Raw genomic sequence first — 13109 nt, 5'->3', positions numbered from 1 at the left:
AGACGACCCTGGCCGGCCCCTGCGAACGGCGCGCCGACCATGACGCGTTTCTTATCAGTACGGGCGTCAAACGCTGACCGTATGCCGGGCCGCAGGCCGGCTGCAAGCATTCCCCGCACTTACCCGACACCGCGTTCCGACCGAAACCGGCCCGGCCCCCCTGCGCCCGGTCTTTTTGGAGACTGCCGTATGATCGAAGACGCAACGACCACGGTGTCGGTGCCGCAGCCGAAACCGATGGGCATATCGATCCACCATCGACGCTATGCCCTGACCATGCTGTTCCTCGTTTACATGCTGAACTTCGTCGACCGTCAGATCGTCAACATCCTGGCGGAACCGATCAAGCGCGAACTCGGTCTTACCGACTGGCAGCTGGGGTCGTTGACCGGACTGTCCTTCGCCATCTTCTACGCGACGCTGGCTTTGCCAATCGCGCGGTGGGCGGAGCGTGCGAACCGGGTTAGGATCGTCGCGCTGTCGGCGATCACCTGGAGCTTTTTCACAGCGGTCTGCGGCGTAGCCCAGACCTTTGCCCAGCTGTTCCTCGCCAGGGTCGGTGTCGGTGTCGGCGAAGCCGGCTGCACGCCGGCATCCCAATCCCTGATCAGCGATTACACGACGAGAGAGAAGCGGGCGTCCGCGCTGGCCTTCTTTTCCATGGGCATTCCAGCCGGTTCCCTGGTCGGGATGGTGGTCGGCGGCCTGATCGCGGACAGTCTCGGCTGGCGCGCATCTTTCGCGCTGGTCGGGGTGCCCGGCATCATCCTTGGGCTGCTGGCCTATTTCACGCTGCCCGAGCCGCGAAAATCCTCCTTCGCGGCCAGCGAGGCGCAAAGCGCGCCCAGCCTGAGGGAGGCACTGGACGAACTCGGCAGCAAGCGGACCTATATCTGGCTCACTGTCGCGATGGTGGCCATGAGTTTCGGGATTTACAGCAATCTTGCCTTTCAAAGCTCCCACTTCCTGCGCAATCACGCGGAAGGGCTGGGTGCGCTGGCGGTCGGGCTGAACGACCTAACCGGAATCCGACTGGGCACCACCGGTTTTCTCGGCACGGTGCTGGGACTGATCGTCGGCATCTGCGGAGCCGCCGGTACCTGGCTGGGCGGCTGGGCGACGGATCGCGGCGTGCGCAGCAACCTGAACGCCTATGCGACCATTCCGGCGGCGGCCGCCCTGTGCTTGCCCTTCGCGCTTTTCACGACTTACACCACCTCGAACACCGTGGCGGCGCTTTGCCTGATGGGTTTGCCGATGATGCTACAGTCCATTTACTACGGCCCCATCTTCGCAGCGGTACAAAGTCTGGTGCGCCCGCGCACCAGGGCAACGGCCACCGCCATCTTCCTGTTCTTCGCCAATCTGATCGGGCTTGGCCTCGGACCGCTGTCGGTCGGCCTGATCAGCGATCTTCTCGCACGGACGATGGGGTCCGGTGACGCCATTCGGTGGGCGCTGATCAGCACGTCTCTCGTCTATGTCCTGGCGGCGGCGGCCTTCATGGTGGCGCGGAAGAGCATCAGGCAGGATATCGTCAGCTGACATGGTAAGCAGCGGCAGGCATCCACGCGATAACGCAACGCCTGTCCACGAACATGCAGACGGCCCTCGATCCCGGCAGGCAGGATCGAGGGCCGTCTGCATGAAAAGGGTGCTGCGCCTGTTCAGCCGGCAGCGGCACCCGGGCAATATCCGGGCCGACGCGATATAGCATCAGTTCGTAGCGCCATTGGACCGATCCTGCAGGTATCGGCGCGGAGGCTGCCCCATGTGCTTCCTGAACATGGCGGTGAAGGCGCTCGGAGAATCATATCCCAGTTCCTGGGAGATCGCCTGAACGGTGGCGCCCATCGACAGCCGTTGAACCGCGATCACGATATGGAGTTGCTGGCGCCACCGGCCGAACGACATCCCGGTCTGTTTCAGGATGAGCCGGGCCAAAGTCCGCTCGCTCATCGCGACTGCCGCCGCCCAATCCCGGATGGTTCTGCGGTCGTCCGGCGCCTCCAACAGCTGGGCGGCGATGCGCTGTATCCTGGGATGGTTGGAAACCGGGAAGTGGAGCGGCTCCGCTTTCATCTGTGCAAGCTCGTCCAGAATGACCTGAACCAGACGGCTGGTCGGACCCTCCGGAGGGTAAAGCGGCGGCAGGTTGCCCAAGTGAAAGATCATCTCGCGCAGCATCGGGCTGATCGAGAATGTCGCACAGGAATCCGGCAGGGGCGAAATCTCTGGATTGATGAAAACGCAGTATGACCGGCCTCTGTTAGACATGGAAACGCTGTGGGGAACCTCTCCCGGAATCCAAACAGCTCCATTGGATGGGACGATCCGAAGTCCGTCGAGCGTCCGGCACATGACCGAGCCTTCCGCCGCCACCACCAACTGGCCTTTGCGGTGCCGGTGGATCGGCAGTTCGTCGTCATCCACATTGCGTCGGACAAGGAAAGAGACCAGCGGACGGGCAAACTCGTCGGGATCCACCGCGGCGAAGCTGATGCGCAGTCCAATGGGATCCCACGGCATCGGTAGAGCTTCCCCGGTCACCGGGGCCTCCGGCCACTTGGCACCAATCCACGCACTCTTCGGCAATGTTGCGGCCTCCGTGCATCTCGATGCGGACCTCGGTCCGAATTTGACAGTTTCGCGACATAAAATGGCAATCCCATAGATTCTGCCACCGGTTGGCCTCGGATACACTCTGCCGTGTGTACAGTTCGAATGGCAGAAGGGAATGCGCGCTGCACTCAAATGGGTTTGTTCCGCGGAATTTCCTGCCGTTCTTCGCTTCCGTTCCAAGCCAAGCCGTCAAGAATACAACAGGGAGTCATCATGATGAACACGCTGACGCTCGACCGAACGGACATTAAGATCCTCAACGAGTTGCAGAAGGACGCAAACCTGACGAATGTCGAGCTTGCCGGCAGAATCAACCTGTCTCCTTCACCCTGCCTCACGCGAGTGAAGAAGCTGGAGCAGATCGGCATCATTGATCGACGGGTCACCCTCCTGAATCCGAAAGCGATGGGACTGGAAATCAATGCCTATATCCAAGTCAAACTCGATAAACAGCCACAACCGGCGCTGGAGAGCTTCCGGGATGCTGTCGAGAGGATCCCGGAAGTAATGGAGTGCAACTGGATGACAGGCGACTGCGATTTCCTGCTGCGCGTGGTTGTCCGAGACGTTGAGGAACTTGAACAGCTAATTGTAAGAAAACTGTCAAAAATAGATTTTGTTTCTACCATCCGATCTAACTTGGTTCTAAAACAGATAACCTATAGAACTGAATTGCCCATCAGTACATATCAGGCGATAGTCATCCGATATTGACATGTGCCTTTATTAAATGAGGCGGTGATTGCGGATAGTAGGGCGGCAACGCAGGAGCTCACTTCGGCCTCCGATCCGACCGACGCCGTTCAAGGCCATTACCACTCTTCACCATCACATTCCAAGCAGCGGTGCCGGATTCGCCGGAGACTGACTTGATTGAAGAGGCGGGGGCGGTCTCTCAGCGCAGAATGTGAGTTCGGCAAAGGCCAAATCCTGCCCCCGCAACCACCGACACTTGACGCCCCGGTTCGAAAGAGCCGGGGCGTTCGTGCGTCTGGGGTCGGCATGCCTTCCTATCCCCAATGGGCAGTTGTTCACCAAAGACGGATGGTCCACCTCGTGCCTATGAACGCTGGTCCTGGGTCGTGACGTAGCCCGAACTGAGCACCGCTCCGGCCCACGGCATGGGGCTGGTCCCGCCGACACCTCCACCGGTCAGCGACACCGAGGATCCTCCGACACTGCGGATCCGAAGGGAGGCGGCATGAAACAGCTCCTGATTGCGCTGATCGTGATTGTCGGCATCGTTGCCGTCGCCGTCGCCGTGGCCGCTCTGCCCTTCATCCTGACGGGAAACTACGTGGCCGAGAAGGTGGCTGCTGCGGTGAAGGAGCGCACCGGGCGGGATCTCACGCTTCGGATCAACTCCCTGTCCCTGTTCCCTGACCTCAAGGCCAGGGTGGAGTCGGCGACGCTCTCCGATGTGCCGGACAGCGGACGTCCGGCAATGCTCGAACTCGGGCCGACCGAGTTCGAGGTAGCCTTGTGGCCGCTGCTGCGCGGCACTGTGCAGGTTGATCGTCTGACGGTCGATGGCTTGCGGGCCAATCTCCTGGTCGATGTCGCCGGGCGTCCCAACTGGGAGTTCGGCCGCGAGGGTGACCAAGTGGCAAATGACGCGCCACAGCCGGCATCGCAGGAGCCGCTCGACCTTCCCGACATTCAACTCGGCGATGTCCGCCTCGGCGGCGTGGAGGCCACCTACAAGGACGAGGGTACCGGCCAAACCTTGCAGGTCGCCGATGGGGCGCTGGCGGTGAGTATGCCCAACCTGGACATGCCCGCCGAACTCAATGGAGATGCTAAGGTCAACAACCGGGCACTTGTGCTGAAGGCCAGGGTGGAATCGCCACGCGCGCTGGCCGAACAGCGGCCGACGACCGTACAGGGGCAGGTCTCATCCGACCTCTTCAATGCCAGTCTGGAGGCCCGGCCGGAAGCGGATGGACGTACCGGCGGACCACTGTCTGTGTCGGTCCCGGATCTGCGCGCCATGGCGGCCTGGCTGGGCATGCCGAATGCCGAGAGCCTGTCCTTGCGCAGCGTAAATCTCACCGGCAAGGCCACTATCGGGAGCAGGAACGCCCAGCTTGACGAGTTCCAACTGGCGCTTGACGACATCAAGGCGAACGGCAGCGCGGCGGCCGACTGGTCCGGCCGGATACCGGCCGCAACCGTGCGCACCTCCGTCGCTCCTGTCGACCTCAATCGCTTCATCCCGCCGGCGGCCTCGCAGCCCGCTTCGCCGTCTGCTTCGCCATCCGCCGGGTGGAGCGACGAGCCGATCGATGTCTCCGCATTGCGGCGCATGAACCTGGACGCGGTGATCGAGAGCCAGGGACTCCTGGTCCGGGACATAAAGTTCGGCCCGAGCCGGACGACGCTCCGCCTGCAGGACGGCATCCTGGCCGCGGATGCGTCGGAGGTCCCCGTCCTGGGCGGGCGAACCAGCACAGCGCTGCGGATCGATGCCACGCGGCAACCGGCCGGCTATGCGCTGAAGGCGTCCTCCGAGGGCATCCAGGCGGAGTTGGTGCTGGCCGCTCTCGCCGGCACAGACCGTCTTCGCGGCACTGTGTCGCTCAACGCCGACCTTGCCGCCGTCGGGACCAGCCAGAAGGCTGTCGTCTCCGGCCTGAACGGAACGGCCCGCATCGTACTTCGGAATGGCGCGCTGCGGGGCGTCAACATTGCCGCGATCCTGCGGGATCCGGTAGCGGCCGCCACCGGACGGCAGCAGGGCATCACCCAGGAAACCGACTTCGCCGAGTTTGGCGGAACCTTCCGCCTCGACGGCGGTGTCGCCCGCACGGGAGATCTGCACATGCTGGCGCCACTCTTCCGAATGGACGGCGAAGGGACAGTGTCGCTGGCAGACCGGCGGCTCGACCTTCGTCTCAATCCGAAGGCCACGGCCACTCTGCAGGGCCAAGGCGGGCAGTTCGATCGTAGCGGCCTGACGATTCCGATCCTCGTCTCGGGAACCTTCGACGCCCCCTCCATTCAGCCCGATTTCAGCGGAGTCGTGCTCTCCGCCATCAAGGATCCGGCAAAAGCGGCCGAGGCCGTGCGGCGCCTGAAGGAGGGCGGATCTCCGGCGGATATCCTCGGCGGCCTGACGGGGGCGGGCGGTAAGGACGGCGGGTCTTCCGGCGCACGGCCGGCCGCTCCTGAAGCCGGCCCTTTGGGCAATGTTCTGAAGGGACCGCTGGAGCAAGGCGTGAAGGGATTGTTCGGCCGGTGAAAGCCAGTGCAGGACCGGATGGATGGGATCGGGAGAGCTGGAGCGTGTCGGCGCCGCCGCGCCAGTCGGCACGGATACCGGCGGTCATCATCAATAACCGCCGGTATTACAGCACCAGGGCGGCGGCGGCCCAGACGGCAAGGGCGCCGACCGTCCCCTGGATCAGGGTTCCCAGGGTCTGCAGCCGATAGCCGTCGCGCGTGGTCATGTTCGAGAATTGGGTGACCACCCAGAAGAAGCTGTCATTGGCATGGGAGACCACCATCGCCCCGGCGCCGATGGCCACGGTCACCAGCGCCTTGGCGGTGTCACTGTCGAGCCCCAGTGCCGGCAGCAGCGGAGCCATGAGGCCGGCGGTGGTGATGATCGCGACCGTGCTGCTGCCCTGCGCCGTCTTGATGCCGGCCGCCACCAGGAACGGCAGCCAGATCCCGAGGTTGGCGCTTGCCAGGCTCTCGCCGATGACCTTGGCGATGCCGGAGTTCTGCAGCACCTTTCCGAACGCGCCGCCGGCCCCGGTGATCGTGATGATGATCGCCGCATCGATCACGGCCTGCCCCACCCAGCCGGAGGTGGACAGCATCTCCCGCGTCAGCCGCTTGGGCAGCATCAGCGCCAGCCCCACGCCGATCAGAAGCGCCACGACGGGCTGGCCCAGGAAGGACAGGACCGGCACGAGGCCGCCCGTGCCGAACGGCTTGGCCGGCAGTTCGCCGATGGAGCGGAGCACGATCAGCAGGATGGGAACCGCGATCGGGACCAGCGCCTTGCCGGCCGATGGCGCATCGGCATCGGCCTGCGGCGCGTCGCGGGCGGGCTCTTCGTCGGGACGGTACGGCTCGATCGGCACGCGCGCGGCGAACAGGATGGCGAACAGCCAGCCGGCGGCGGTGGCGACGGCGCCGATCGCCATGCCCCACAGAATGACGAGCCCCAGGTCGGCGCCGAGGATGCCGGCCGCGGCGACCGGCCCCGGGGTCGGCGGCACCATGGTGTGGGTGGCGTACAGCCCGAGAGAAAGCGCGATGGCGGTGGCGGCGAGGCTGATCCCGGCCTTGCGCGCCACAGCCTTGTTCAGCGACGACAGGATGACGAAGCCGGAATCGCAGAACACCGGGATGGAAACCAGATAACCCATGACGGACATGGCCAGCGGCGCGTTCCGATCTCCGGTGATGCGCAGGATGCTGGAGGCGAGCCGGAAGGCACCCCCGGATTTCTCCAGGAAAACGCCGATGATGGTCCCGGCGATGATGACGATGCCGATCGAACCGATGGTGCCGCCGAACCCCTCGTTCACCGATTTCACCACGTCGGCCAGCGGCATCCCGGACAGGATGCCGAAGCCGAACGCAGTGATGAGGAGCGCCAGGAAGGGGTGCAGGTTCAGCCGCGCGGTGGCGAACACGATGAAGGCGATGGACAGCAACAGCAGCAGGACCAGCAGCACGGCGCGCCTCCCAAACAGCGAAGTTCTCCAGGCGTACCATGCCCATCGGTGGCGTGTACTTGCTCCGGTGGAGTGGTCGCGGCCTCATGAGGCTTGCCGCCCTCGGAGATCCCGTGTCGGACATCCCCCGTCGGAGAGGACCGTGTCACCGCCTTGCGGGGGATGCGTGCCCGCCTTTCGCGGTGGCCGGCGGGGCCTGCTCGATGATCCAGGCCTCGCGGTCCAGGTTCAGATCGGCGAATTGCGCGGCGTCGAAGACCGGCGCCTCGACTCCGGCTGCGATCTGGCGGTCATAGTCCCGCAAGATGCGCATGCCGACCCGGAACAGCATTGCCAGCGCGGCGAGATTGACCAGCGCCAGCAGATCCATGGTGAGGTCGGCGAAGGCGAAGGCGAAGACGGTGCTGAGATCCTGCTGCGATCCCCACATGACGAGAACCAGCGTCAGCACACGGTATATGGTGAACAGGGTCCGGTTCTCGTTGCTGAAGAAATTCAGGCTGTTCTCGCCCAGATAGTGGTTGTAGATGATCGACGTGAAGGCGAAGAGCATCAGTGCGACGCTGACGAAAGACCGTCCCCACTCGCCCACCACGCCGGCCACCGCCGCCCGGGTCAGCGCGATGCCCTTCAGCTCCGATCCCGGCTGGTAGACGCCCGACAGCAGGATGATGCAGGCCGTGCACGAGCAGATGATGAGGGTGTCGATGAAGACGCTGAGCGCCTGCACCACGCCTTGTGCGCCGGGATGCCTCGACCAGCGTGCCGAACATCCGCCCGAAGTAACGGAACTGCACGAACCGCGACACCACCGTGAAGGCCAGGCCGATCGCAACCAGCACGATGGTCAGGGCATAGTTCCACAGCAGGTCGTTCAGAAGACCAAGCATGACGACTGCCCCCCCGACTTATGGCCAAGAGCGGCCGGATGTGCTCGATAACGCGCCAGGGTACCCGATGTGCCGGCAGCCGGCCGGCACGGGCCTATGCATTTCCTTTGCCTTTCCTGCCCGACCCAGCCCATTCTTTCGGCCGGATCATTCGCTGAAGCGGCCGTTGGCGAGGTGGTGATGCTGCTCAATCCGGGTGCCGATATCACGTCCCAGCCGGCTTCGCGGACGTCTCCCTCACTTGCCCCACCGGCGTGACGGAGCCGCCGGTGAGGGTGCGAGACACCTTTGTGGACACGCCACGCGACCGCATCCTGAAGGTCGAGGAGCCGCCGCCAGGGCATCGGCTGCTTGGCGGGATAGCCGCCACCGGGGCGCTGATCCTCGGTTCGATCCGTCTGATCCTCGGCCGCGATCATCCCGTCGCCATCCTCCTGGTCGATGGCGATCTGATCATTCACAGCGTGGCCGGAGACCGCGCCTTCGTCGAGCAGCTGGATGCGGCCGGTCTGGGGGAGGGACGGTCGGCGGCGGCGGATGCCGTCGGCACCAATGCCGTCGATCTGTGCCTGCGGGAACGGCGCCCCACGATCACGTCCGGCTGGCAGCATGTCTGCGCCGGCCTGATGGACGTCAAGATCGCCGCCGCCCCCCTGTTCGGCTTGAACAACGCCCTGCACGGTGCCATCGCGCTGGTATCGGACGCGTCGGTCGGAACGGACACGCTGAACGGCCTTGCCCTGCTGTGCGCAGAGAGCACCAGTGCCCAGTTGGGCGCGATGGAGACCAGCGGCAACCTCGACCGCATGCTGGTCGAGCAGCGGGCCATCATCGACAGCATCTCGGACGGGTTGCTGGTGGTGGACGAGGATGGCCGGGTCCGCCACATGAATGCGCCGGCCGGCCGTATCCTGACCCTGAACCCGGAGCAGAGCGTCGGCCGCCGCTTTGCCGAACTTCTGGATTTCGAGCCGATCATCGCGCCGATCTTCCGCACCGGCGTCGGTTATTACGACCGTGAGTTGATCGTCGATTCCAGCCGGCGTCACCTGCACCTGATCGACACCGCCATTCCCGTCAAGGACGCCCAGGGCAAGGTTCAATCGGTCGTCAACACCTTCCGCGAGTTCAACCGCGCCAAGCGGATCGCCCAGCAGATCGCCGGCAGCCCGGCCCGCTACACCTTCGACGACATCATCGGCACGTCGGACTGCCTGCGCAAGGCCATCGGCGATGCCCGCAAGGCGGCGCTCGGCACCGCGAATGTCCTGCTGAACGGGCCGAGCGGCACCGGCAAGGAGGTTTTCGCCCAAGCCATCCACTCCGAAGCCATCCACGCCCATGGAGATCGCCGCGATGCCCCCTTCATTGCCGTCAATTGCGCAGCCCTGCCGCGCGAGTTGATCGAGAGCGAGCTGTTCGGCTACGTCGCCGGCAGCTTCACCGGGGCGCAGAAGGGCGGGCGGCCGGGCAAGTTCGAAATGGCGTCCGGCGGGACCATCTTCCTCGACGAGATCACCGAGATGCCGCTCGACCTCCAGGCCAAGCTGCTGCGGGTTCTTCAGGAGCGCGAGGTCACCCGGATCGGCGCCACCCGGCCCATTCCGATCGATGTCCGGGTCATCGCCGCGTCCAATCGGAACCTGAAGGACGCCATTGCCCGGCGGGAGTTCCGCGACGACCTCTACTATCGTTTGCACGTCGTCTCGATCACCATCCCGGCGCTGAAGGACCGCAGAAGCGACATCCCGATGCTGGCGACCCACTTCCTGCGCAAATACGCCGCCACCGCCGGCAAGCCGGTCTTCACCATCTCCGACACAGCCCTGCGGGCCATGACCGCGTATGATTGGCCGGGCAACGTGCGTGAACTGGAAAACACCCTGGAGCGCCTCGTCGTGCTGTCCGACGGTACGGAGATCCGGCAGTTCGATCCGCCGGGCGATGCACGGATGCCACCTCCGTCTTCGACTGTGGTTCCTGCCATGAAGGCGTTGCGCGAGCATGAGCGCGACGTCATCGCCGCGACGCTGATCCATGTCGATCACAACGTGACCAAGGCGGCGGAGATCCTCGGCATCGCCCGGCCGACGCTTTACAGCAAAATCCGCGATTACGGCATCGTCCTGCAACGCGCCGGAGCGGATAAGGCGTCTTGATTCTGAACGATCGTAAGATTTTCTAACGTTCCATTTCTTGACGGTACTCTCGCGGGTGACGCCCTTCGGGATCGGCGGATTTTCCAAGCCTCATAACAAAGCATTGAAATATCTATATAAAATTCTGCCTTCAGAAGTCCGGCGAAGGTTGGCACAGGCGTTGCGGAGTGATGGGCGAGCCCCCTGAACAGGAGACCGCCCGTATGACAAGCCCTCTCGATCCGGAGCGTGTCGAAACGGTGCGGCTCGTCGTCGATGCGTCGATGACGGCCGACGCCTTCGCCCGCGAGCCCAACGAACGCTATCCGCAGGTCCTCGCCACGCCGGTGATGATCGCCGAGATGGAGCGCGCCTGCGCCGCCCTGCTGCGCCCCGTGCTCCAGTCCGGAGAACTGTCGGTCGGGGCCAAACTCGACGTGTCGCACACGGCACCGACGCCGGTCGGCGGACAGGTGAGGACCAGCGCCCGCTTCACCGGCCGCGAGGGCGCCCTCTACTGGTTCAACGTCTGGTCGGAGGATGCAGGCGGCAAGATCGGCCAGGGCCGGCACGCCCGCGCCATCCTGCCGCAATCCGCCATCGAATCCCGTGCCGAATCCCGTGCCGCCACGCGCTCCGTCTCCTGACCGGTGCTTCCACCATCCAGACCGAGGCCCCGATGCCGACCTCCGATCTTCTCCACCCCGATTTTGAAACCTTGGCCGACGGCGAGGTCCGCGCCCTGCAGGATCGCCTTTGGGCGGCGCAATGGGCCTATGTGTCCGACCGGTCGGCGATGTACCGGCGCATGCTGCCCGCCGGCATCGGGCGTCCGGTGACGCTCGACGGTCTCCAGGATCTGCCGCTGACCGACAAGGAGGATCTCCGCGCCGGCCAGGAAGCCGCCTATCCCTTCGGCGACTATGTGGCCTGTGCGGAGGAGAGCATCGTCCGCCTTCACCGCACCTCCGGCACGACCGGCCGTGCGCTCAACCTCGCCAACAGCAGGCAGGACTGCGACCGCATCGCCACTATCGGCGGCCGCGCGATGCATGCCTCCGGATTGCGTGCGACCGACCGCGTGGTGCATTGCCTGAACTACTGCATGTGGACCGGCGGCGTGACCGACCACATGACGCTGGAGGCGGCCGGCGCGACGGTGGTGCCCTTCGGCGTCGGCAACACCAAGCAGCTTCTCCAGACCATCCTCGACCTGAAGATCACCGCCATCTCCTGCACGCCGTCCTATCCGGCCCTGCTGGAAAAGCTGCTGCGCGACGAGGGCGGTCCGGCGCCGCGTGATCTCGGGCTCCGGCTCGGATTGTTCGGCGGCGAGGCCGGTCTGGACAATGCGGCCTTCCGCGCCACCATGGAGGAAACCTGGGGCTTCGGCGTGCGCAATGCCAATTACGGCCTCAGCGAGGTGCTGAGCACGCTGGGTAGCCAGTGCGAGGCGACCACCGACCTGCATTTCCACGGCAGCGACTATCTGTTCGCCGAGATTCTCGACGCGGAGGGCAACCGCCTGCCGATCCGCGAAGGCACGGTCGGCGAGTTGGTCTGCACCCACATCGAAAAGGAATGCCAGCCGCTGATCCGCTATCGCACCCGCGACGTCGTCACCGTGACCGGCACCGGGCGCTGCGCCTGCGGCCGGACGTCCTGGCGCTTTCGGGTCAGCGGGCGCACCGACGACATGTTCAACGTGCGCGGAATCAACGTCTTCCCCAGCGCGGTCCGCAAAGCGGTCAGCGGCCTGCCGGCGCTGTCGTCCGGCCATTTCCGCATCCGGCTGGTCGGGCCGGGGCCGTATGACCGCATCCAGCTGCGCGTCGAGGCGGCCGAGGGATTGCCCGAGACGGCATGGCCCGCGGCAGCGGCGGAACTGGAGAAGGCGGTCCGTGAACAGGCCGGGGCGACCGCCTCGGTCACCATGATCCCGCACGACGCGCTGCCGCGCACCGCCGGCAAGACCGACTGGATTGAAAGGGTCGCATCATGAGCACGGTCGATCTCGATGTGGCGGACGGCATCGGCCGCGTGACGCTGAACCGGCCGGACCGGATGAACGCCATCGGCACCGCCCTGCTGCATGACCTTCACGCCGCGCTGACCGAAGCGGCGGAGCGCCCGGACGTGTCGGTCATCCTGCTGTGCGGCGCCGGGCGGGCCTTCTGCGCGGGCGACGACCTCAAGGAGTTCGACCAGCAGACCCGCGACGATGCGGCGATCCGCGCCCACATCGCCGGCATCCAGCAGATCACCCACGACCTGATGTTCGGGTCGAAGATCGTCGTCGGGGCGGTGCATGGCTTCGCCGTGGGCGGCGGGTTCGAATGGATGCTGAACTGCGACCTCGTGGTCGCCTCCGACGACCTCCAGGCCTTCTTCCCGGAAATGGAGTGGGGCCAGTTCGTGACCGGCGGGGTGACGCATCTGCTGCCGCTGGCGGTCGGCTATCAGCGGGCGATGGAGCTGATGCTGCTGGGCGAACGGCAATCGGCGGCGCGTCTGGCCGAACTCGGACTGGTCAACCGGGTGGTCCCCCGCGAGGCGCTGCTCGACACCGCGGCGGCACTGGCGGCTACGGTGGCCGGGAAGTCGCGTTCTTCCACCGGTCGGCTGAAACGCCTGATGACGGTCGACCTGTCCGACACGCTGCGCCGCGCGCTGGACCTGGAGGCGGCGGCCACCATCGAAGCGTTCGGCAATCCCGAAGCCGCCGAACGCGTCGCCCGTTTCGCCGCCCGCAAGTCGCCTTGAGAAAA

General features: G+C 65.1%; 10 protein-coding genes. 7 read left to right on the top strand and 3 right to left on the bottom strand.

The features are described 5' to 3' along the window. The first annotated feature begins 189 nt into the window (after window positions 1-189). On the top strand, window positions 190-1545 hold the full coding sequence (locus J2Y49_RS19890; RefSeq protein ID WP_310116639.1) for an MFS transporter: 1356 nt from the start codon (window positions 190-192) through the stop codon (window positions 1543-1545). Window positions 1546-1716: 171 nt separating this feature from the next. Here J2Y49_RS19890 and J2Y49_RS19885 read toward each other — a convergent pair whose 3' ends face one another. Then, window positions 1717-2529: a helix-turn-helix transcriptional regulator gene (locus J2Y49_RS19885; RefSeq protein WP_310116638.1), complete on the bottom strand. Its 813-nt coding sequence runs from the start codon at window positions 2527-2529 to the stop codon at window positions 1717-1719. A gap of 306 nt (window positions 2530-2835) precedes the next feature. On the opposite strand from J2Y49_RS19885, the gene J2Y49_RS19880 reads away from it, so the two are divergent. Further along, on the top strand, window positions 2836-3336 hold the full coding sequence (locus J2Y49_RS19880) for an Lrp/AsnC family transcriptional regulator (RefSeq protein ID WP_310116637.1): 501 nt from the start codon (window positions 2836-2838) through the stop codon (window positions 3334-3336). A gap of 487 nt (window positions 3337-3823) precedes the next feature. Continuing rightward, on the top strand, window positions 3824-5863 hold the full coding sequence (locus tag J2Y49_RS19875; RefSeq protein WP_310116636.1) for an AsmA family protein: 2040 nt from the start codon (window positions 3824-3826) through the stop codon (window positions 5861-5863). Between the two features lie 106 nt (window positions 5864-5969). Here the strand turns inward: J2Y49_RS19875 and J2Y49_RS19870 are convergent, their stop codons facing one another. Beyond that, the gene (locus tag J2Y49_RS19870) at window positions 5970-7313 is read right to left on the bottom strand and encodes a GntP family permease (protein ID WP_310116635.1); all 1344 of its coding nucleotides are present in this window, start codon (window positions 7311-7313) and stop codon (window positions 5970-5972) included. A gap of 145 nt (window positions 7314-7458) precedes the next feature. Then, the gene (locus J2Y49_RS19865) at window positions 7459-8148 is read right to left on the bottom strand and encodes an alanine:cation symporter family protein (RefSeq protein ID WP_310116634.1); all 690 of its coding nucleotides are present in this window, start codon (window positions 8146-8148) and stop codon (window positions 7459-7461) included. Window positions 8149-8478: 330 nt separating this feature from the next. Here J2Y49_RS19865 and J2Y49_RS19860 point away from each other — a divergent pair, with 330 nt between their 5' ends. The 4 genes from J2Y49_RS19860 (at window position 8479) to J2Y49_RS19845 (ending at window position 13104) form a co-directional block, all read left to right on the top strand. Continuing rightward, complete coding sequence (locus J2Y49_RS19860) at window positions 8479-10362, top strand: sigma 54-interacting transcriptional regulator (RefSeq protein ID WP_310116633.1); 1884 nt, start codon at window positions 8479-8481, stop codon at window positions 10360-10362. Window positions 10363-10565: 203 nt separating this feature from the next. Beyond that, complete coding sequence (locus tag J2Y49_RS19855) at window positions 10566-10988, top strand: thioesterase, FlK family (protein WP_310116632.1); 423 nt, start codon at window positions 10566-10568, stop codon at window positions 10986-10988. A gap of 32 nt (window positions 10989-11020) precedes the next feature. Next, window positions 11021-12343: an AMP-binding protein gene (locus J2Y49_RS19850; RefSeq protein ID WP_310116630.1), complete on the top strand. Its 1323-nt coding sequence runs from the start codon at window positions 11021-11023 to the stop codon at window positions 12341-12343. Next, window positions 12340-13104, top strand: coding sequence for an enoyl-CoA hydratase/isomerase family protein (locus J2Y49_RS19845; RefSeq protein WP_310116628.1), 765 nt, complete (start codon window positions 12340-12342; stop codon window positions 13102-13104). Before J2Y49_RS19850 ends, J2Y49_RS19845 begins: the two co-directional genes overlap by 4 nt. The last annotated feature ends 5 nt before the right edge of the window (window positions 13105-13109 follow it).

Source organism: Azospirillum sp. BE72, assembly GCF_031455875.1.
Lineage (GTDB): Bacteria > Pseudomonadota > Alphaproteobacteria > Azospirillales > Azospirillaceae > Azospirillum.
The sequence above is the reverse complement of the archived record's forward strand: the minus strand, read 5'-3'. Positions and strand labels throughout refer to the sequence as shown.

Bases quoted from the DNA above. Each gene is read 5' to 3' on its own strand.
- J2Y49_RS19845 (WP_310116628.1), top strand. From the start codon at position 12,340: ATGAGCACGGTCGATCTCGATGTGGCGGACGGCATCGGCCGCGTGACG.
- J2Y49_RS19855 (WP_310116632.1), top strand. From the start codon at position 10,566: ATGACAAGCCCTCTCGATCCGGAGCGTGTCGAAACGGTGCGGCTCGTC.
- J2Y49_RS19890 (WP_310116639.1), top strand. From the start codon at position 190: ATGATCGAAGACGCAACGACCACGGTGTCGGTGCCGCAGCCGAAACCG.
- J2Y49_RS19875 (WP_310116636.1), top strand. From the start codon at position 3,824: ATGAAACAGCTCCTGATTGCGCTGATCGTGATTGTCGGCATCGTTGCC.
- J2Y49_RS19885 (WP_310116638.1), bottom strand. From the start codon at position 2,529: ATGCCGTGGGATCCCATTGGACTGCGCATCAGCTTCGCCGCGGTGGAT.
- J2Y49_RS19850 (WP_310116630.1), top strand. From the start codon at position 11,021: ATGCCGACCTCCGATCTTCTCCACCCCGATTTTGAAACCTTGGCCGAC.
- J2Y49_RS19880 (WP_310116637.1), top strand. From the start codon at position 2,836: ATGATGAACACGCTGACGCTCGACCGAACGGACATTAAGATCCTCAAC.